The sequence below is a fragment of the Rhizobium sp. 768_B6_N1_8 genome (assembly GCF_051811225.1).
In the GTDB taxonomy this organism is placed as follows: domain Bacteria; phylum Pseudomonadota; class Alphaproteobacteria; order Rhizobiales; family Rhizobiaceae; genus Rhizobium.
The window spans coordinates 4,074,316-4,094,184 of sequence record NZ_JBPWPV010000001.1 but is presented as its reverse complement, the minus strand read 5'-3'; the positions used below and the strand labels follow the sequence as shown (position 1 = coordinate 4,094,184).

General features: G+C 60.6%; 12 protein-coding genes. 5 read left to right on the top strand and 7 right to left on the bottom strand.

Going from position 1 to position 19,869, the window contains the following annotated elements:
- The first annotated feature begins 1 nt into the window (after position 1).
- Genes fdhF through AB8B33_RS20855 form a run of 3 tightly spaced genes read left to right on the top strand, consistent with a single transcriptional unit; the run spans position 2 to position 3,943 of the window.
- Positions 2–2,881, top strand: coding sequence for a formate dehydrogenase subunit alpha (gene fdhF, locus AB8B33_RS20865; protein WP_439016751.1), 2,880 nt, complete (start codon positions 2–4; stop codon positions 2,879–2,881).
- A complete protein-coding gene (gene fdhD / locus AB8B33_RS20860; protein WP_113324236.1) occupies positions 2,881–3,708 on the top strand; it encodes a formate dehydrogenase accessory sulfurtransferase FdhD in 828 nt (275 codons plus the stop codon). The genes fdhF and fdhD overlap by 1 nt, the downstream gene beginning before the upstream one ends.
- Positions 3,698–3,943, top strand: coding sequence for a formate dehydrogenase subunit delta (locus AB8B33_RS20855; protein WP_192728947.1), 246 nt, complete (start codon positions 3,698–3,700; stop codon positions 3,941–3,943). The genes fdhD and AB8B33_RS20855 overlap by 11 nt, the downstream gene beginning before the upstream one ends.
- 485 nt (positions 3,944–4,428) lie before the next feature.
- Here the strand turns inward: AB8B33_RS20855 and AB8B33_RS20850 are convergent, their stop codons facing one another.
- From AB8B33_RS20850 to rocF, 4 genes are all read right to left on the bottom strand, one after another.
- Positions 4,429–4,905, bottom strand: a complete 477-nt coding sequence (locus AB8B33_RS20850) for a chemotaxis protein CheW (protein ID WP_113324233.1) — start codon at positions 4,903–4,905, stop codon at positions 4,429–4,431.
- Positions 4,905–6,695 (bottom strand): methyl-accepting chemotaxis protein, encoded by a 1,791-nt coding sequence (locus AB8B33_RS20845; RefSeq protein ID WP_439016750.1) that lies wholly within the window; start codon positions 6,693–6,695, stop codon positions 4,905–4,907. Before AB8B33_RS20845 ends, AB8B33_RS20850 begins: the two co-directional genes overlap by 1 nt.
- A gap of 345 nt (positions 6,696–7,040) precedes the next feature.
- Positions 7,041–8,240, bottom strand: coding sequence for an ornithine--oxo-acid transaminase (gene rocD, locus AB8B33_RS20840; RefSeq protein WP_439016749.1), 1,200 nt, complete (start codon positions 8,238–8,240; stop codon positions 7,041–7,043).
- Between the two features lie 13 nt (positions 8,241–8,253).
- Complete coding sequence (rocF, locus tag AB8B33_RS20835; RefSeq protein WP_439016748.1) at positions 8,254–9,189, bottom strand: arginase; 936 nt, start codon at positions 9,187–9,189, stop codon at positions 8,254–8,256.
- A 131-nt stretch (positions 9,190–9,320) separates the two neighbouring features.
- Here rocF and AB8B33_RS20830 point away from each other — a divergent pair, with 131 nt between their 5' ends.
- Complete coding sequence (locus AB8B33_RS20830) at positions 9,321–9,749, top strand: Lrp/AsnC family transcriptional regulator (RefSeq protein WP_113324229.1); 429 nt, start codon at positions 9,321–9,323, stop codon at positions 9,747–9,749.
- A 22-nt stretch (positions 9,750–9,771) separates the two neighbouring features.
- Here the strand turns inward: AB8B33_RS20830 and AB8B33_RS20825 are convergent, their stop codons facing one another.
- From AB8B33_RS20825 to AB8B33_RS20815, 3 genes are all read right to left on the bottom strand, one after another.
- A complete protein-coding gene (locus AB8B33_RS20825; RefSeq protein ID WP_439016747.1) occupies positions 9,772–15,879 on the bottom strand; it encodes a translocation/assembly module TamB domain-containing protein in 6,108 nt (2,035 codons plus the stop codon).
- Between the two features lie 78 nt (positions 15,880–15,957).
- The gene (locus tag AB8B33_RS20820) at positions 15,958–17,883 is read right to left on the bottom strand and encodes an autotransporter assembly complex protein TamA (protein WP_439016746.1); all 1,926 of its coding nucleotides are present in this window, start codon (positions 17,881–17,883) and stop codon (positions 15,958–15,960) included.
- Between the two features lie 173 nt (positions 17,884–18,056).
- Positions 18,057–18,311, bottom strand: coding sequence for a YMGG-like glycine zipper-containing protein (locus AB8B33_RS20815; RefSeq protein ID WP_007822262.1), 255 nt, complete (start codon positions 18,309–18,311; stop codon positions 18,057–18,059).
- 331 nt (positions 18,312–18,642) lie between these two features.
- Here AB8B33_RS20815 and hemA point away from each other — a divergent pair, with 331 nt between their 5' ends.
- Positions 18,643–19,857 (top strand): 5-aminolevulinate synthase, encoded by a 1,215-nt coding sequence (gene hemA, locus AB8B33_RS20810; protein WP_439016745.1) that lies wholly within the window; start codon positions 18,643–18,645, stop codon positions 19,855–19,857.
- Positions 19,858–19,869: the final 12 nt, after the last annotated feature.

Here is a 19,869-nt window from a genome sequence, read left to right as displayed (position 1 = left end):
CATGTCTCTTGTTCACGAAATCGACTACGGAACACCGGCTTCGAAATCCGAAACGATGGTGACGCTGACCATCGACGGCCGGCAGGTGACGGTTCCTGAGGGAACCTCGATCATGCGCGCCTCCATGGATGCCGGCATTCAGGTGCCGAAGCTCTGCGCGACCGATATGGTCGATGCCTTCGGCTCCTGCCGTCTCTGTCTGATCGAAATCGACGGCCGCAACGGAACGCCCGCCTCCTGCACCACGCCGGTGGCGTCCGGCATCGTCGTCCATACGCAGACGGAGCGGCTGAAGAATATCCGCCGCGGCGTCATGGAGCTTTATATCTCCGACCATCCGCTCGACTGCCTGACCTGTGCAGCCAATGGTGATTGCGAGTTGCAGGACATGGCGGGCGCCGTCGGTCTGCGCGATGTGCGTTATGGCTATGAGGGCGACAATCATGTCAAGGCGCGCAACAGCGGCGAGATCAATCTGAAATGGATGCCGAAGGACGAGTCCAATCCGTACTTCACCTATGATCCGTCGAAGTGCATCGTCTGCTCCCGCTGCGTACGTGCCTGCGAGGAGGTTCAAGGCACCTTTGCGCTGACGATCGAGGGGCGCGGTTTCGGGTCGCGCGTTTCGCCCGGTATGCACGAGCATTTCGTCGATTCCGAATGCGTGTCCTGCGGCGCCTGCGTGCAGGCCTGTCCGACCGCGACGCTGACGGAAAAATCAGTCATCCGCATCGGCCAGCCGGAACATTCGGCCGTCACGACCTGCGCCTATTGCGGCGTAGGCTGCTCCTTCAAGGCGGAAATGCGTGGCGAAGAGCTGGTCCGCATGGTGCCGTGGAAGGATGGGCAGGCAAACCGCGGCCATTCCTGCGTCAAGGGTCGCTTCGCCTATGGCTACTCAACCCACAAGGACCGCATCCTCAACCCGATGATCCGCGAGAAGGTGACGGATCCCTGGCGTGAGGTGACCTGGGACGAGGCCTACGCCCATGTCGCTTCCGAGTTCCGCCGCATCCAGTATCAGTATGGTCGCGAAGCGATCGGCGGTATCACATCGTCCCGCTGCACCAATGAAGAGACTTACCTTGTCCAGAAGCTGATCCGCGCCGGCTTCGGCAACAACAATGTCGATACCTGCGCTCGCGTCTGCCATTCGCCGACAGGCTATGGGCTAGGTCAGGCCTTCGGCACATCGGCTGGCACGCAGAATTTCGACAGCGTCGAACAGTCCGATGTGGTCATCATCATCGGTGCCAATCCGACCGACGGCCATCCGGTCTTCGGTTCACGCCTGAAGAAGCGGCTGCGGCAGGGTGCCAAGCTTATTGTCATCGATCCGCGTCGTATCGATATTATCCGCTCGCCGCATGTGGAGGCATCTTTCCATCTGCCGCTGAAGCCCGGCACCAATGTCGCAATCATGACGGCGCTTGCGCATGTGATCGTGACCGAAGGCCTCTACGACGAGAAATTCATCCGTGAGCGTTGCGACTGGTCGGAGTTCGAGGATTGGGCGGCTTTTGTCGCCGAGCCGCAGCATAGCCCGGAAGCCGTCGAGAAGTTTACCGGCGTGAAGCCGGAAGATGTGCGCGGCGCTGCCCGGCTTTTCGCGACCGGCGGCAATGGCGCTATCTATTACGGTCTCGGCGTGACCGAACACAGCCAGGGCTCGACGACGGTCATGGCGATCGCCAATCTTGCCATGGCGACCGGCAATATCGGCCGTCCAGGCGTCGGTGTGAATCCGCTGCGTGGCCAGAACAATGTACAGGGCTCCTGCGACATGGGCTCCTTCCCGCACGAGCTGCCGGGCTATCGCCATATCTCCGACGATGCGACGCGCGATATCTTCGAAAAGCTCTGGGGCGTGAAGCTCAATAACGAGCCGGGCCTGCGTATTCCGAACATGCTGGATGCTGCCGTCGATGGCTCCTTCAAGGGTATCTACATTCAGGGCGAGGACATCCTGCAGTCCGATCCCGATACCAAACATGTCGCCGCCGGTCTTGCCGCCATGGAATGCGTCGTCGTGCAGGATCTCTTCCTGAACGAGACGGCGAACTATGCGCATGTCTTCCTGCCGGGTTCTACTTTCCTCGAAAAGGACGGCACCTTCACCAATGCCGAGCGCCGCATCAACCGCGTGCGTAAGGTCATGACGCCACGCAACGGCTATGGCGACTGGGAAGTAACGCAGAAGCTCGCCCAGGCCATGGGCCTCGACTGGCACTATACGCATCCGTCCGAGATCATGGACGAGATTGCCGCGACGACGCCGAGCTTCGCTTCGGTCTCTTACGACTATCTCGACAAGATGGGCTCCGTTCAGTGGCCCTGCAACGAGCAGCATCCGCTCGGCTCGCCGATCATGCATGTGGATGGGTTCGTGCGCGGCAAGGGCAAGTTCATCCGCACGGAATATGTGGCAACCGACGAGCGCACAGGTCCGCGCTTCCCGCTGCTTCTCACCACCGGCCGCATTCTTAGCCAGTATAATGTCGGGGCACAGACACGCCGCACCGATAATGTCATCTGGCACTCCGAAGACCGGCTGGAAATTCATCCGCATGATGCCGAACAGCGCGGCATCCGCGATGGCGATTGGGTGAAGCTCGGGAGCCGCTCCGGCGATACGACGCTGCGCGCATTGATCACCGATCGCGTGGCGCCCGGCGTCGTCTATACGACCTTCCACCATCCGGATACGCAGGCGAATGTCATCACGACGGACTTTTCCGACTGGGCGACCAACTGCCCGGAATACAAGGTGACGGCGGTGCAGGTTTCGCCTTCCAACGGCCCGTCCGAGTGGCAGGTCGAGTATGACGAGCAGGCCCGTCAGTCCCGCCGCATCGCCAGCAAGATGGAGGCGGCGGAATAATGACGGAAAGGCCGACCCGCATAAGCGTGACGGAGGTCGCCCGGAGGGGCGGCGTCATGACACGGGGCGAGCGTATCGTGCCCGAGGAAGTGCCGATCGCCTTTTCCTATGGCGGCAGTTCGCATGCGGTCATGATGGCCACGCCCGGTGACCTCGAGGATTTCGCGGTCGGTTTCAGCCTTACGGAGGGCATTATCACCGACCGCAGCCAGGTCGCTGGTGTCGAGCTCATCGAGGACGAGAAGGGTATCGACGTCCAGGTGACGCTTGTTGATGATGTCGAGGACGCGCTCAGAAAGCGGCGGCGCAGCATGGCGGGGCCTGTCGGCTGCGGCCTCTGCGGCATCGAGTCGATCGAGCAGGCGGTCAGGAAGGTGCCTGATGTTTCCAAGACTGAGCTGTCGCTGTCGCATGCTGATATCGTGCAGGCGATCGCGCTGCTCAACGATTCCCAGCCGCTGCATCGCGAGACGCGAGCCGTTCATGGCGCCGGCTTCTACATCCCCGGCAAGGGATTGATCGCCGTGCGTGAGGATGTCGGCCGGCACAATGCGCTCGACAAGCTCTGTGGCGCCGTCATCAGGGCGGGGCAGGCCGGCGCTTCCGGCGCTGTCGCTGTTACCAGCCGCCTATCCGTCGAAATGGTTCAGAAGACGGCGATCCTCGGCGCGCCCGTGCTGATCGCCATTTCCGCGCCGACCGCACTTGCCATCCGCACGGCCGAGGAAGCCGGCATGACGCTGGTCGCCCTCGTTCGCGGCGAGGATTTCGAGATTTTCACCCACCCGCATCGCCTGTCGCCTGGAAGCATCGCCGATGTCGCATGATACCAAGACCAAACTCGTCTATATGGCAAACCAGATCGCAACCTTCTTCAAGACACAGCCCGAAAGCGAGGCTGCGCAAGGGGTTGCAACGCATATCAACAAATTCTGGGAGCCGCGCATGCGGCGGCAACTCTTCGAAATCCTGGAAAAGGAAGATAATGGCCTCGACGCACTCGTGCTGCAGGCTGTGCCCCTGATCCGGAAACCAGAGCCGGCAGAACAGCCACTTCGATAAACCGACATCGGCGGGCGGTTTTTCGGGGTGCCGACCAAAGGCTATGATCAGTAGGAGCTCGTGCCGCTTTTGCTGCGGCACGCGCTATTCGACTGAAACTGGTTCAGAATTCTTCCGAGCTTTCGGCGGCTGGCGCCGCTGCGCCACGGGCTCTCGGGACGCGGGTAACAAGATGCAGGGCCGGAGAGGCCGCTAGCTCTGTCATGTGCCGCGTCGCGGCGATATTACCGCCGGGGAGCTGGAACTGCGTGAGCAACGTCCGCAATGCATCGGCTTCTGCGGCAAGATCACGACTGGCGGCTGTGTTCTCCTCCACCATCGCGGCGTGGCGGCGGTAAATTTTCTGTATAAAAGCGAATACTAATAAATATGCATTTTCGCGAGAAAATTACACGTTCAGCTCGCATTGAAGCGTGAACAATAAAAAACCGCCCTTGCGGGGCGGTTCTTATCTCAATTATTTGGCAAACTGCTTGGCGTGGCGATCAGGCGGCCAGTTCGTCCGTCTCGTTTTCCTTGAACATCTTTGCGAGGTTCAGGAAGCAGATCATGCCGTTTTCGGAAGCGATGATACCTTCGCAGAACGCACGGTCGAAGGACGCGGTCACTTCCGGAACGGGTTGAACATGGCTGGAAGAAATCGTCAGGATGTCGGAAACACGATCAACCAGCATGCCGATGACCATATTGTGCACTTCTGCGACGACAATGGCGCTGCGTTCATTGGCGACAGTGCTCTTCATGCCGAGCTTGTAGGCGAGGTCGATGATCGGGATGACCGAACCGCGCAGGTTCATGACACCGATGACATCTTCCGGAGAGTGCGGGATCGGCGTCGACGGCGCCCAGCCGCGGATTTCGCGGATGGTCGTGGTCTTCACGCAAAACTCCTGATCGTGCAGGCGGAAGGCAATGATTTCGAGCGTGTCGCCGCTGAAGCTAGTGGAGTTGATCGTGGCCATTAGAATTCTTCCCAACTATCGTAAGCCAGGGCAGAAGCGACAGCGCCACCATTGGCGCGGACGAGCTTTGCCTTCATACCACGCGATGGCTTTGCACCCGGCGAAGCATCGTTACGGTTATCGATGACATTAACGGAAGAGTGTTGCCCAAATCTAAACTGTGAGACGAGATTGCGAAGGTTTTCAGTCTCGGACGAGAGTCGGGCGCTGGCCGCCGTCGTCTCTTCCACCATGGCAGCATTCTGCTGTGTGCCCTGATCCATGATGTTGACAGCCTTGTTGATTTCCACAAGCCCGGTCGATTGTTCGCGCGAGGACTCGACGATCGCCGTGACGTTGATGTCGATATTGCCGACCTGGGCGACGATCCGTTCCAGTGCCTGACCGGTCTGGCCGACAAGGTCGACACCGCTTTTCACGTGCTCCGAGGAGGTGGTAATGAGCGCCTTGATCTCCTTGGCGGCGCTGGCCGAGCGCTGTGCGAGTTCACGCACCTCCTGGGCGACGACTGCAAAACCCTTGCCGGCTTCGCCGGCACGCGCCGCCTCGACGCCGGCGTTCAGCGCCAGCAGGTTGGTCTGGAAAGCGATCTCGTCGATCACGCCGATGATATTGCTGATCTCGCGCGAGGATTTCTCGATCTGACCCATGGCGTCGACCGCCTTGCGGACGATACTGCCGGAATGTTCTGCGCCGCGCTTCGTTTCCGCGACAAGCCCGCCTGCTTCGGCGGCGCGGCCGGCGCTGTCGGCAACAGTCTGGGTGATTTCATCGAGTGCGGCGGCGGTTTCCTCGACGGTTGCGGCCTGCTGTTCGGTGCGTTTGGACAGCACGTCTGCGGCTTCCTTCGTTTCACGCGCACCGCTGGCGATCGCCTCGGCGTTGTTGAGAACCGTGCGCATGGCGCTGCCGAGCCTGTCGATCGCGGCATTGAAATCGGTCCGGACCTTCTCCAGCGCGGGCGGGAAAGGATTTTCGACATGCTTCGTCAGATCGCCCTCGGCAAGCGCGGTCAGGCCGGTTGCCAGATCATCGACAGCACGGACGCGTTCGGTGACGTCGGTCGCGAATTTAACGACCTTGAAGATCCGGCCGCTCATGTCAAAGATAGGGTTATAGGATGCCTGGATCCAGACGACCTTGCCGCCCTTGCCGATGCGCAGAAACTCCTCGGCAACGAACTGGCCGGCGGCGAGCTTCTTCCAGAATTCCTTATAGGCTTCGGAGCGCACATAGTCTGGCTCGCAGAACATACTGTGGTGCTTGCCGCGGATCTCCTCCAGCCGGTAACCCATGACCGAGAGGAAATTGTCGTTCGCCAGCAGGATTTCGCCATCCGGCGTGAACTCGATGACGGCTTGAGCCCGCGAGAGGGCAGCGATCTTGCCTTCGGCATCGGCAGCTTTCAGCTTGATGGCGGTCACGTCGCTTGCCAGCTTGACGATCTTGTAGGGTTTGCCGCCCGACATCAGCGGGTTGTAACTAGCCTGGATCCAGACTTCGCGGCCATCCTTGCCGATACGCTTGTATTCACCGGCATCGAATTCGCCCCGACCGAGCTTCCGCCAGAATTCCCGGTAGGCTGCGGAGGCAACATAATCCGGCTCGCAGAAAATACTGTGATGCTTGCCGACAATGTCGCTGAGCTTGTAGCCCAGCGCCCGGCAGAAATTCTCGTTCGCGTTCAGGATCTTTCCCTGCAGGTCGAATTCAATCGTCGCCTGCGATTTCATGAGAGCTGTGACGATCGCACGCGAATCCGGCGTCGCACCCAACGAAAACAATGACATTTCAATCCCCCGATGTGTGATGGCAACCAGCCGATGTCTCGGAGAATGGTTCGGATTTCGCGCATGACGGACCGCAGTAAAACTGCAGTATATCCGGCAATACTTGAAAGTCCGTCCGGCCCCGCAAACGCGGCGGATCGGCCCAATTCATTCGTGAACCCCATGGCTCTAAGATGCGGAGCTGATCTCTAATCGCATCAATTAAATATAATTTCTTGATTAAGAATTAGTAACCAAATCTACTTTCGACCGGATTTTGACAGCTTCGCATGAATTTTAACAGATGAAATGTAGTTTCATCTGAGAATATCCGGCATCGGTTGCAAAGTAATCCGCAACTTTACTTTAGGTTATTGTCTTTTCAATTTGCGAGATCGCCCAATCGACCTGTTCCTTGGTGATGACCAGCGGCGGCGCGAAGCGAATCGTGTGGTCGTGTGTATCCTTGGCGAGAAGGCCGCGATCCTTGAGGGCGTAACAATATTGCCGGGCACCACCGGCCTCCGGCTCCAATTCGACCGCGAGCATGAGGCCACGGCCGCGCACGTCCTTGACGATGTTGGAGCGAATGGAGCGCAGGCCTTCGAGAAAGTAGTCGCCCATCGTCTCGGCGTTCTCGATCATTCCTTCTTCAGTCAGCACCTTCAGGGCCGCGCGGGCGACCGCACAGGCCAACGGGTTGCCGCCGAAGGTCGAGCCATGCTGGCCGGGTTTGAGCACGCCGAGGACTTCAGAATTCGAAAGCACGGCTGAAACAGGATAAAAACCGCCGGAAAGCGCCTTGCCGATGAGAGTCACGTCGGCTTCGATACCTTCATGTTCTTCGGCGAGCAGCTTGCCGGTGCGCCCAAGGCCGGTCTGGATTTCGTCGAGGATGAGCGTGACGTTGTTTGCCGTGCAGAGCTCGCGCACACGGGTGAAGTAACCGGCCGGCGGAATGATGACGCCAGCCTCGCCCTGGATCGGCTCGATCAGTGCTGCGACGGTATTGGCATTGATGGCCGTCGCGAAGGCCTCTGCATCACCGAAGGGAACGATGCGGAAGCCCGGCGTATAGGGCCCGAAGCCGGTACGGGCGTCGGGGTCAGTCGAGAAGCTGATGATGCTCAGCGTGCGGCCGTGGAAATTGTTGGCGCAGACGATGATCTCCGCCTTGCCCTCCGGGACGCCCTTCACCTCATAGCCCCATTTGCGAACCGCCTTGATGGCAGTCTCGACGGCTTCCGCACCTGAGTTCATCGGCAGGATCTTGTGGGAACCAGTCAGCGCGGCCAGCTCTTCATAGAGATAGGCGAGCTGGTCGTTGCGGAAGGCGCGCGAGGTGAGTGTCAGGCGGCCGGCCTGCTCGACCATGGCGGCAAGGATCTTCGGATGGCAATGGCCCTGGTTGACGGCAGAATAGGCCGAGAGGCAGTCGAGGTAGCGCTTGCCATCCGTATCCCAGACATGAACACCTTCCCCCCGCGTCAGCACGACATCAAGCGGCTTGTAGTTATTGGCTCCAAGACGTTGTTCGGTGGCGATGAGGTTCGACGAGATGTTCATGGCCGGTGCTCCCTTATGCGGCGCGTGTAGGACGATCGAAGATACGGCGGCCGAAGAGGCTTGCCGTCATCTCCACCATGATGCGGGCGCTCTTGCCGCGGTCATCAAGGAAAGGATTGAGTTCGACGAGGTCGAGCGAGGAGACGAGGCCGCTGTCGGACAGCATCTCCATGATGAGGTGCGCTTCGCGGAAGGTGGCGCCGCCGGGAACGGTGGTGCCGACGCCGGGCGCAAAATCCGGATCGAGGAAATCGACGTCGAAGCTGACATGCAGCAGGCCGTTCGCCTTCTCGATCGTTTCCAGGATCTGGCGGAGGATAATAGCCACGCCCTGTTCATCGAGCGAGCGCATGTCGAAGACATTGACGCCGTGCTTGTGGATTTCGACGCGCTCGGAGGCATCGACTGAGCGGATGCCGACCTGGAAGATCTTCTTCGGATCGACGAGTGCACGGTCCTTCGGCAGAATCTCTGCAAAATCTGCCAGACCGCAGAAGAAGGCGACGGGCATGCCGTGAATATTGCCTGACGGCGAGGTCTCGGGCGTATTGAAATCCGAATGGGCGTCGAGCCACAGTACGAAGAGCGGGCGGTCCTTTTCGGCGGCATAACGCGCCATGCCTGAGACACTGCCCATGGAGAGGCTGTGGTCGCCACCCAGGATCAGCGGGAAGTGGCCGGCTTTCGCCGCATCATAGGTGGCTGCTTCGAGCGCACGCGTGTAGGCGCCGACGATGCGAAGATTATGTGCCTTCGAATGATTGGGAAGGTCCCTGGCCGGGACGATGCTGAGATCGCCCGTGTCGACAACAGTGTGGCCGAGATCGCTGAGCGCCTTGTCGATACCCGCAATACGCAATGCTGTTGGTCCCATGCCCGCGCCTCTGCGGCCGGAACCTTCTTCGAGGGGAACACCGATAAGAGCGACAGATCGAGATTGTACTTCCATTCCGAGGGCTCCGTTCTGAGGCCTGTTTTGGCCGATAGTGGGATAAAGTGGCGGCGGCAAATAGATGGAAAAGTGTCAGAAATGGATTATGATTACGCAGATTGATAAAGCTAATTTGACAAAGTGAAACCGTGGACGATCTCGACAACGAGCTTCTGAGTGCGCTTCGGCACAATGCGCGAATCTCCGTCTCCTCGCTTGCGGCGCTGACGGGGGCTTCGCGGGCGACGGTTGCCACGCGCATCGACCGGCTGGTCGAAAATGGCACGATTGCCGGCTTCACCATCCGCACCGGTCACGAGACGCGTTCCGCCGGCGTTCGGGCCATCGTCATGATCGAAGTGCATGGTAAACTTGCCGACAAGGTGGCAACCCAGCTTCGCGGCTTGCCGCAGGTGCGCGCGCTGCACAGCACCAACGGCAAATGGGATTTCGTCGCCGAGCTCGAGGATCGTGACCTCGTCTCCTTCGACGAGACGCTGCGCCGGATACGCCTCTTCGACGGCATCAATACCACCGAAACCAACATTCTGCTGAAGACCAGCAAGGCGAGCTTTTAGGCTTCAATTTTCCAGGCTGGCCTCAATATTCATGCTCGTAGACGATGCCCGCTTCGCCTGCACCATTGCCGCCGGCGGCACCCCGCAGCTTCACACCGCGGCCGACATCCAGATTGATGATTGCCTTGGCGCCGGCTTCTCCGCCCTGCTGCAGCTCGAAATAGGTCCGTTCGTTGAGGTAGCGGCCGACACTGACGCTGGTCCGGCCTTTTGCATCCGTGCTGATGTCGAGGTCGTCGACGCCGAGCTGGTTGCGGAGGCCTTCGAAGAGCGAGGTCGAGCGATTGCCGGCGAGCTGGCTGACGGCATCGGCAAGCTGGGCGATCTGCACCGGCGACAGGCGGGACATGGATTGGCCGAAGATGAGCTGGGCCAGCACTTCGTCCTGCGGTAGGGCAGGCGACGAGGAGAAAGTGATGGCGGGGTCGGTCGCGAGGCCCGCGACATCCACCGTGAGCGTCGTCGTGCCTGACGTGGAAGTGGCCTCCATGTCGAGGGCGGGCGTCAGGTCGCCAGCAAATGTGATGCGGCTGCGGTCGGAAAAATCGAGACGGCGGTTGAGGATCGTCAGACGGCCGCGACGCATGGTGAAGGCACCGGCAACTTCGGGCGCGGCAGCCGAGCCGCGGATCGTGATGTTGCCGCCGACTTCCGCATCGATGCCACGGCCGCGCACGAAGATCTGCGAGGGTGCATCGAGCTGGATATCCAGCATGATGGTCGAAGATTTTTCCCGGGGCTGCTGCTGAGCATTGTCCCTGAGCTGGGCGAGCACGGCGGGCGGCGCGTGGATATGGCGGATATCGATTTCACGCAGCGATGTCGGCAGCCTCTCCGGTACGGTGATCGAAGCCTTGTCGATGTGAAGCTTACCATCAAGCGTGGGATTGGAAAGCAGCGGTCCCCTAAGGCCGAGCGTGCCGTCGACTGTTGCGACAACCAGCGTGCCGTCGACATAGACCGCGTGGTCCAGGCGGATGGAAAGATCGGCGGGGAAACTGCCGCTGATGCCAACCGAGCCGCTCGCCGAGATCGAGCCGCCGCTTGCGAGCCTGCCGTTCAGCCGCGAAATGACGGCCTGCTGGCCGTTGAACGTGATGGTCGCGCCAAGGCCTTCGAGGGCGAGGTTGCGGCGCACGTCGATCAGCTTCGCGCCATCCGTCGTCACTGTGCCGTTGATGACAGGGGCAGCCGTCGTGCCGCTGACCTCCAGATTCACATTGGCGACGCCTTCGGCAACGAGACCTTGCTGGGCGAGCTGCGCGCCGAGAACGGCGAAGGGAAGGCTGCCGTTGAAACGCATCGACATGGCACGGTTGCCTGTCATCGCGAGAGTGCCGCCGCCTTTCAGAGAAAGTCCACCGTCGCCGACGAGACTTGTGTCGACCGTCAGGCGGTTGTCTGCCAGCTTGCCGCTAGCGCCGATTGTAAGCGGCGCAAGGCCGGCGCCCTTGGTCTGGCTCGTTTCGGCATTCTTCCAGTCGACCTTGAAATCGACCGAGGGAAGGGGGAGCGATCCCGAGGCAGTCGCTGTCGCCGTGATGGCGCCTTCGGCACCAAGGTTTGGAACGAACCCATTGGCGACGGCCGCCGGCAGATTGGTGACATCGGCCTTGGCGTTGACGCCCTTGACGGTCGTCCCGGCTATATCGAGATTGCCCGCTGCCTTCAGCGAGACACCGCCATTGCCGTTGAGATTGGCGTCGAAATCCAGCCGGTCTTTGCTGAGTTTGCCCGAAGCGGCGAGCGTCAGGCCGGAGAGGCCGGCAGTCCTGGTCTGTTTCGTTCCGGCGTTTTTCCAGTCGATCTTGAAATCGGCGGAGGGGGCGGTGAGCGATCCGGAGGCCGTCGCCGTCGCTGTGATGATGCCTTCGGCTCCAATATCAGGGACGAACCCGTTGGCGACAGCAGCCGGCAGATTGGTGATATCGGCCTTTGCATCGATGCCCTGGATTGTGGTGCCCGTCAATGCGAGATTGCCGGCCGCTTTCAGCGAGACGCCACCTTTGCCATTCAAACTGGCGTCGAAATCCAGACGGTTGCTGACGTATTTTCCCGAAGCGGCAAGCGCCAGGCCAGAAAGACCGGCGGTCTTGGTTTGGCGCGTTGCTGCGTTCGTCCAGTCGAGCTTGAAATCGATCACCGGCTCTGTCGGCGTGCCTGAGGTGACGGCAGTGCCGGAGATTATGCCCTCAGCACCAAGGCCGGGCACGAAGCCGTTTGCGAGGTTTGCGGGCAGGCCGGCAATGTCAGCGTTGACGGCGAGGTCGCGAATGGCGCTGCCGTCGATCGTCACGCCGCCGTTCGCTTTCAGCAGCGCCCCGTTGCCGCTGCCGAGATTGGCGTCGAAATCGACCCTGTTGTTTTCATATTTGCCGGTGGCCTTGGCAGAGAGATCGGTGAGGCCGTTGCTCTTTGTCTGGCGCGTTGCCGCATTTGCCCAGGCCAGATCGAAGGTGACTGCCGGTGTCGGCAGCGAGCCGGAGGCCGACGCCTTGCCGGAAATCGTGCCTTCGGCGCCCAGATCGGGAACGAAGCCGTTCGCAAGGCCGGCTGGAAGGTTTGCGAGATCTGCATCGACCTTTAGATTGCGCACCGCCGTCCCAGCAAGCTCGACATTGCCCGTCGCCTTCAGCGACAGAGCTTTCGGTCCGGCGAGTTTGGCATCGAAATCGAGTTTCTGGTCGGCAAAATGGCCGGCTGCCGCAAGGTCCAGTCCGGTCAGGCCGGCGGTCTTGGTGTGCCGTGTCGTGGCATCCTGCCATCTGAGCTTGAAATTGGCAGCCGGTGCGGCAGGCGTGCCTGACGCCGAGGCTGTGCCGGAAATCGTTCCGCCGGCGTCGAGATCCTTCACGAAACCGTTGGCGATATTGGCCGGAACATTCGCAAGTTCGGCATCGACCTTGATGTTGCCGATCGTGGTTCCGGTAATAGCGACATTACCGAGCGCTTTCAGCGATAGTCCGCCCTTGCCGGTGAGCGCCGTATCGAAATCGAGCTTGTTATCCGCAAACCTGCCGGATGCGTTGAGCGACAGACCGGCAAGCTTGGCGCTCTTTGTCTGGCTCGTCGCGGCGTTTTTCCAGTTCAGCTTGAAATCGGCCGCTGGTGCCGCGGGCGTGCCTGTTGCCGTGACCGTTCCCGAAATCGTACCTTCTGCAGCAAGATCGGGAACAAAACCGTTGGCGAGCTTTGCCGGCAGGCTGACGATGTCGGCGTTGATATTGAGGGTCGGGCCATTCGGATCCGCAAGGCCGACGTCGCCCGCCGCCTTCAAGGAAAGGCCGTCAGCGCCGCTAATGCCGCCATCGAAGTTCAGCTTGTTGTCGGCGAAGGTGCCCGATGTCGAGATGCCGAGAGGGGCGATGCTGGCGCCTTTTGTATGGCTGGTGGCCGCATCCTTCCAATCGAGCTTGAAATTGACAGCGGGGGCGGCCGGTGTCCCGGTTACGTTCACCGTCCCGGAAATCGTGCCGTCAGCGGCAAGATTGGGAACGAAGCTGTTGGCAAGGCTTGCCGGCAGGTCGGTGATCACGGCATCGAGCTTCAGGGTCTCACCAGCCGAACCGGTGACCGATACCGAGCCGCTGCCGGTCTTGACGGTCAGGCCGTTCAGGCTGACAACTCCCTTGGTGACGTTGACCTGTGCGGGTGACGCCAGTTCGACCGGAATGTTGTGCGGCTTGGCGGCGAAGCGATCGAGACTGAGATCGATCATACCGCCTGCAGACTGCACGCTGCCGGCGGCCTGCAGCGGATTGCCGTCATAGCCTGCATCCAGATTGAAGTCGGTGCGGGTCTGCTGCTGGACGAAATCAAGCGCAATGCCGGTAAGCTTGTTGGTCCCGACGCCGAACTCGTCGGCCCGTATCGTGCCGCTCGCCGCAAAAGCCATGATATCGCTGACGGTCACGTCGATCGTCGGCTTGGCGATCGTCAGCGTATTTCGGCGAATGCCGCTGCCGTTGGCGGCAACCTTGAGCGCGATCTTGCCGTCATTGCCGGTGATATCGACGGAGCCCTTGAGGTCGCCTTCCGCCTTCTGGCCACCGAGAGCGGCAAGCAGGCTGATATCAGGGAAGTCAAAGGTGAGCGCACCAGCCGGCGTCATGCCTGACGAAAGCGTGAGGTTGCCCGCCAGGCGATTGCTGCCGACATCGGCCGTCAGCGCGGGGATAGAAATGATCCCCTTCTCGGATTTGACGTCCCCATTGATGCCGATCGGCTGGCCGTCGATCGTGCCGGTGGCGGCGATCCGGCCCTGCGGAGCAGCAGGATCGGCAGAGCCCGTCAGGTCGATGTTGAGATCGCCGACCTTGCGATCGGCCATCTGCAGGCTGGCGGCTTTCACATTGGCGGTGAGCGCAAGTGCTGGAAGCGTGCCGCTTGCCTTGATGCTGTAATCCGCTTCCCCGCTCGTGCCCGACAGCAGCTTGCCGATATCGGGAAGCTTGCCGGCGAGATCGGCCGTCAGCACGTCATCTTCGAGCGCGACATTGCCGCCTGCCTCGATGGTCGGGGATTTGATCGTGATGTTCGATAGCGTCACCTTGGAGGGGATCGTGCCGGCAATCTGGGTTTCGAGGTTGATCGGTGCATCGAACTTTTCGGCAACAGCCGGCGGCAAGGCGGCGGGCTGGACGGTAAATTTCGCATTGCCGGTCAGCGTATTGTCGGCCAGGCGATAGGAGCCGTTGAGATCGGCGCCGATATTGGCGCTTTCGACGGTCGTGCCGTTGAAGCCGATGCCGTTGCGCGAAATCTGAAGCGGCGCGACGAGTGTGATCGGACCCCGAACGGCGCGGTTGAGGTTGGGCTCGGTGAAGGTGGCGTCACCCGCGACGAGGCGCAACTGGATATCGCCGGCACCATTGGCGAGATTGAAAGCATCGCTCTTGGCCGTCAGCTTGACGTTGCCGATATCGGCCTGCGGCATCGTGGCGGAATCCAGCGATCCGCTGGCATTGATGCGCACGGCCTGCGCCTGTCCGGTCATCGCCAGATTGAGGCCCGAAATCATGAAGCGCGCTTCGCCATCGGCAAGCGGCCAGCGGAAATCGACCGGACCCGAGGTGCCGAGCACATTGGCATTCAGGCTGTTATTGCCGGCAGGATCGAGCGTGCCGGAAGCGGCGATGACGACGCTGCCGGTCGCGAGATTGCCGGTCTGAATATCGATCTTGCCATGATTGTCGAAGGTCGCGGATACATCGATATTCGTCTGGCCTGCAAAAAGCGGCCGGAATGCCATGGGGAGCAACGAGCTTACATCGCCGCCGCCCTTGAGGTCGAGATGATGCAAGCCGTCGGGCGTGATTGCGTGCTTGCCTTCCAGCGAGGCGCGTTGCTGGCCATCGAGGGCAGCCTGCAGCTTGCCGTTCCAGTCCGAGATCGGACCTTCGCCGTTGAGCGCGATATTGACCGCCGGGCTGCCGGGCAGACCGAGAAAGCCGGCGAGCAGGCCGCCCTGCGGTTCGGCAAGTTGGGCGTTCAGCCGCAAATGGCTGTTTGCCGGGGTGAAGGCGATATCGGCGGAGAGCTCGGCGTCGGGAACCTGATGGCGGTTGACGTTAACCAGCGCTTCACCGCCATCGCCATCGGCTCTGAGGTTGCCGGTGGCGGCAAGCGAGAAGGCGCGGCCGGTCAGCGGTGCGCCAAGGGAAATATCGGGCAAGGCGATATGCTCGATATCGATCTTCAGCGGCAGCCGGAAGCCCCCGCTGCTTCCTTCCTCCGGAGTCGCCGGCCTGGAAGGGAGGGTGCGTACCGGTTGGCGCCGCACGTCGATGGAGGCCACTGAGACCTGTCTGGCGTGGAAGGTACCAGTCAGCAGCGCTAGTGGATTCCAGTCGACGGCGATGCCGCGGATTTCTGCAAATGTGCCACGCGTGTCCGACAGGGTGATCTCGGCTGCGCGCAAGCCGCCGGTCAGCAGGCCCTCGGGTTCGCGCACGGATATCGTCATATCGCGGTTGGAGAGCGCGGAAGCGACATTTTCGGTGATGATGCGGGCACCGAAGGAGGTGAAGCCGAAGATCGCCAAAGCAATGACGGCAAGGATAATCGCCGCGCCGAGGCCGTAGCCGACGAGCCGCATTATCCAGTTCATGATTTTCGCCAACATTTGCATAAGAGCGGACACTATCCCGTTTTCATGACAGCTCACAGGTCGGAAAACACTGCGAAATCGGCATTTCTGATAACTGGCCTAGAACGACTGGCCTATGCCGGCATAAATTCCATAATCCGTCCCACCGTCGTACTTGTTCAGCGGTACGGCAAAATCAAGCCGAAGGGGGCCGAAAGGTGTTGCATAGCGGATACCGGCGCCTGCGCCGGCCCTGATATCGGAAAAATCAGGCGCAATGCTGTCCGAAACCGTGCCGACATCGACGAAGGGCACAATGCCGATCGTATCGGTGATCCTGATACGCGCCTCAAAGGAGCCGGTTACATAGGAGCGACCACCGGTGGCCTCGTCGTTTTCGTTATAGGGCGAGATTTCCTGATAGCCGTAACCACGCACGGAACCGCCGCCGCCGGCGAAGAAACGCTGGGTGGCGGGAATATCCTGAACGCCGTCGCCGCCGATCAGCGTGCCGGCCGCGAGCTTGGCGGCGAGGACGATGCCGTCTTCGGCGCCGAGACCGAGATAGCCTGATATCGAGCCCTCGAAGGCCGAATAGACCGTTCCGTTCAAGAACTCATAGCCCGGCTTTGCCGACAGCGTGGCGTGGTAGCCCCCGGTCGGATTGAATTTGTCGTCGCGGGCGTCGCGATCATAGGTGATCGGCAGCGTGAAGGTCAGATAATTGTTGTTGCCGAAAGCGTCGTCGTCATTCTCAAAGCTCACCTCGCCGGCTGCGGAGATGGTGTCCTGATCCGTCAATTCATAGGAGAGGCCGAGCGAGGCGGTGATGAGCTTGGCATTATAGGCATCCGGATTTTGCGTCTTGGCGACGATCCCGGCCTTAAGGGTGGCGGACGGATTGATGAAGCCCGGTTTCGTGAAGAGAATGCCGGCGGAGTAGTCGAGATCGCCGAGGTCGGACGCTTCGCCGAGGCGTGAGACGGCGCCTTCGATGCGCAGCGATTCGGCCCCGCCGAACAGGTTGCGATGGCCCCAGTAACCGTTGACGCCGAAACCGTCGATCGTCGAATATTGCGCGCCGATGCCGAGGTAGCGCCGCTTGCCCTCGGAAACCTCGATCGTCATGGGCAAGGTACCAGCGGAGGCCAGTGCGTCGCCTTCGTGGATCGTCACACTGGAGAACACGCCAAGCGCGCGCAGGCGCTCGCCTGCCTTCCTCAATGCCTCGGGCGAATAGGCTTCGCCCTTCTGCAGGCGGGAATAACGTTGGATGAATTCCGGCTTGACCCTTTCCTCGCCAGTGACGCCGACGTCGCCGATCGGAGCAACCGGACCACCTTCGGCAGCGAGAACGATATCGACGGTGTTCTTGCTATGGTCGGCGACCACGCGCCGCTCCGTCAGCTTGGCAAAGGGCCTGCCTTCGCTCTTCAACTGGTCGACGATCGTATCACCGGCTTTGATGACGGCGAGCGAGCCGGCTTGCTCGCCGGGCGCCAGATCATAATCGGCGGGATTGCGGTGCGCGGCATCGCCGCCGAACTGCACTTCATTGACAGTGAAGACCGGGCCAGGTGCTATATCCACCTTGACCGGGACGGGCTTTGAACGATCGAAAGTCGGGTTCGGCGGCAGATTGTCTATGTTGCGGCCGTCGATGGTAATCGTCACCACGCCGCCGTAGCGCGCCTTTTCGTAGAGTGTGGCGATCAGCCTGTCGCGGTCGTCGCGGGCTTTCACGACGACCCCCAGATCGCCTGAAACCGGACGGTTCTTGTCGCCGACGAGACGAGAGCTGTTCTCCAGCGCCTCCTTGAGGTCGCTATCGGCCGTCCCGGCTTCGAGGTCGACATCATACCGCACAGGATCGGGCACCTGCAGGTTCTCGTCCTCGTCCTTGCCGAATATGGTGATGCCAAAAAGCTTGAATGCGTAAGCATTGCCCACGAGGACTGGTGAAAATGCAGCCGCCGCTGCGACCACCACCATGGCGCCTGCTCGATACGCAATACCCGTTCTCAGGCCCGTCCCTCTAATCCGCATCCGCCGCTTTTTGGTTACATTAAAATGAAGCTCTGCGTTGCCCAGCCGATAGCAAGCTTAGCGGCAAAATCGCGCCACGTGTACCAATTTAAACTGCTGGCGCACTAATTTAGTACAAAAAAATCCCGGACGAGGGTCCGGGATTTCCATTTTTCCCATTCTGATTGCAGATCTCAGCGGCAATCATCGATGTAGCGGCGACCGTACCGGTCCCGGTAATAGCATTGGCCGGGCTGTTCTGCGACCCTGCCGATAAGCGCGCCCGAAACGCCGCCGATCGCTGCGCCGACTGCCGCGCCGCGCACGTCGCCGGTGACCACGCCGCCGATAACGGCACCAGACGCTGCGCCGATACCGGCACCTTGTTGCGTGGGCGTGCAGCTTGCGATCGAAAGGCCGATCAACGCGAGTACGAGGACTTTTTTCATTCTTCTCTCCGAGGTTTTGGCGCCCCAGCGGGCGGATGTCGTCCCTAACCTGTTTTTTCTCAGGCTAGCCCGAAAACTATGTCGCAAGAAGGGCTTGTCCACCATCAGCGAGCTTTTTTTAGTAAGGCGCGGGTTTCTTTCCACGATTAAAAGCGAATTTTCCGCCGGAATTGACGTCGATCAATTTCCCTGATCACGGCTCGCGTATTTTTTATCTGGAATCATTCAAAAGTCTGCGCCTTTTGCCGCAGTTGATGTTAAATCAGGGACGAAAGGGTTGACGTGCGGTTGCCGTCTCAGCAAGAAACAGCCGTACGAACTGGAGCATATGATGGATTTCGAAGCGTTTTTCAAAAGCGAGCTGGACGGGCTTCACACTGAGGGCCGTTACCGCGTTTTTGCCGATCTGGAGCGCCATCGCGGTAACTTTCCGCGTGCGACGCGCCACACGGCGAATGGCGAACAGGAAGTGACCGTCTGGTGCTCCAACGACTATCTCGGCATGGGCCAGCACCCCAAGGTGATCGAGGCGATGAAGGAAGCCATCGATCACTGTGGCGCGGGTGCGGGAGGCACCCGGAATATCTCTGGCACCAACCACTACCATGTTCTGCTTGAGCAGGAGCTCGCTGATCTGCATGGCAAGGAAGCCGCGCTGACGTTCACGTCCGGCTATGTTTCCAACTGGGCCGCGCTTGGTACGCTTGGCGCCAAGATCCCCGGCCTCATCATCTTCTCCGATGCTTTCAACCATGCCTCGATGATCGAGGGCATCCGCTACGCCAAGTGCGAGAAGGTCATCTGGAAGCACAATGACGTGGCCGACCTCGAAGCCAGGCTCGCTGCTGCCGATCCCAAGGCGCCGAAGCTCATAGCCTTCGAATCCGTCTATTCGATGGATGGCGATATCGCGCCAATCAAGGAAATCTGCGATCTCGCCGACAAGTATGGCGCCATGACCTATCTCGATGAAGTGCATGCCGTCGGCATGTACGGCCCGCGCGGCGGCGGTATTGCCGAGCGCGAAGGCCTGATGGACCGGATCACCGTCATCGAAGGCACGCTTGCGAAGGCATTCGGCGTCATGGGCGGTTATATCGCGGCTTCTACGGCGCTCTGTGATTTCATCCGCTCTTTTGCATCGGGCTTCATCTTCACGACGTCGCTGCCGCCGGCCCTCGCTGCCGGCTCGATCGCTTCGATCCGGCATCTAAAGGCGAGCCCCTTCGAGCGAGCTCGCCATCAGGATCGCGTTCGGAAGCTGCGCACGCTGCTTGACCAGCAGGGCATTCCGCACATGCCGAACCCGAGCCATATTGTGCCGGTCATGGTCGGCGATGCTGCCAAGTGCAAGTGGATATCGGATCTGCTGCTCGACAATTTCGGTGTCTATGTGCAGCCGATCAACTATCCGACGGTGCCGAAGAAGACCGAGCGCCTGCGCATCACGCCGACGCCGCTGCATTCGGATGCCGATATCGAGCATCTCGTCAGCGCGCTGCATTCGCTCTGGTCGCGCTGTGCGCTTGCCCGTCACGTCGCTTGACGTCACGGCGCC

Bases quoted from the DNA above. Each gene is read 5' to 3' on its own strand.
- fdhF (WP_439016751.1), top strand. From the start codon at position 2: ATGTCTCTTGTTCACGAAATCGACTACGGAACACCGGCTTCGAAATCC.
- fdhD (WP_113324236.1), top strand. From the start codon at position 2,881: ATGACGGAAAGGCCGACCCGCATAAGCGTGACGGAGGTCGCCCGGAGG.
- AB8B33_RS20855 (WP_192728947.1), top strand. From the start codon at position 3,698: ATGTCGCATGATACCAAGACCAAACTCGTCTATATGGCAAACCAGATC.
- AB8B33_RS20850 (WP_113324233.1), bottom strand. From the start codon at position 4,905: ATGGCCACGATCAACTCCACTAGCTTCAGCGGCGACACGCTCGAAATC.
- AB8B33_RS20845 (WP_439016750.1), bottom strand. From the start codon at position 6,695: ATGTCATTGTTTTCGTTGGGTGCGACGCCGGATTCGCGTGCGATCGTC.
- rocD (WP_439016749.1), bottom strand. From the start codon at position 8,240: ATGAACATCTCGTCGAACCTCATCGCCACCGAACAACGTCTTGGAGCC.
- rocF (WP_439016748.1), bottom strand. From the start codon at position 9,189: ATGGAAGTACAATCTCGATCTGTCGCTCTTATCGGTGTTCCCCTCGAA.
- AB8B33_RS20825 (WP_439016747.1), bottom strand. From the start codon at position 15,879: ATGCAAATGTTGGCGAAAATCATGAACTGGATAATGCGGCTCGTCGGC.
- AB8B33_RS20820 (WP_439016746.1), bottom strand. From the start codon at position 17,883: ATGCGGATTAGAGGGACGGGCCTGAGAACGGGTATTGCGTATCGAGCA.
- AB8B33_RS20815 (WP_007822262.1), bottom strand. From the start codon at position 18,311: ATGAAAAAAGTCCTCGTACTCGCGTTGATCGGCCTTTCGATCGCAAGC.
- hemA (WP_439016745.1), top strand. From the start codon at position 18,643: ATGGATTTCGAAGCGTTTTTCAAAAGCGAGCTGGACGGGCTTCACACT.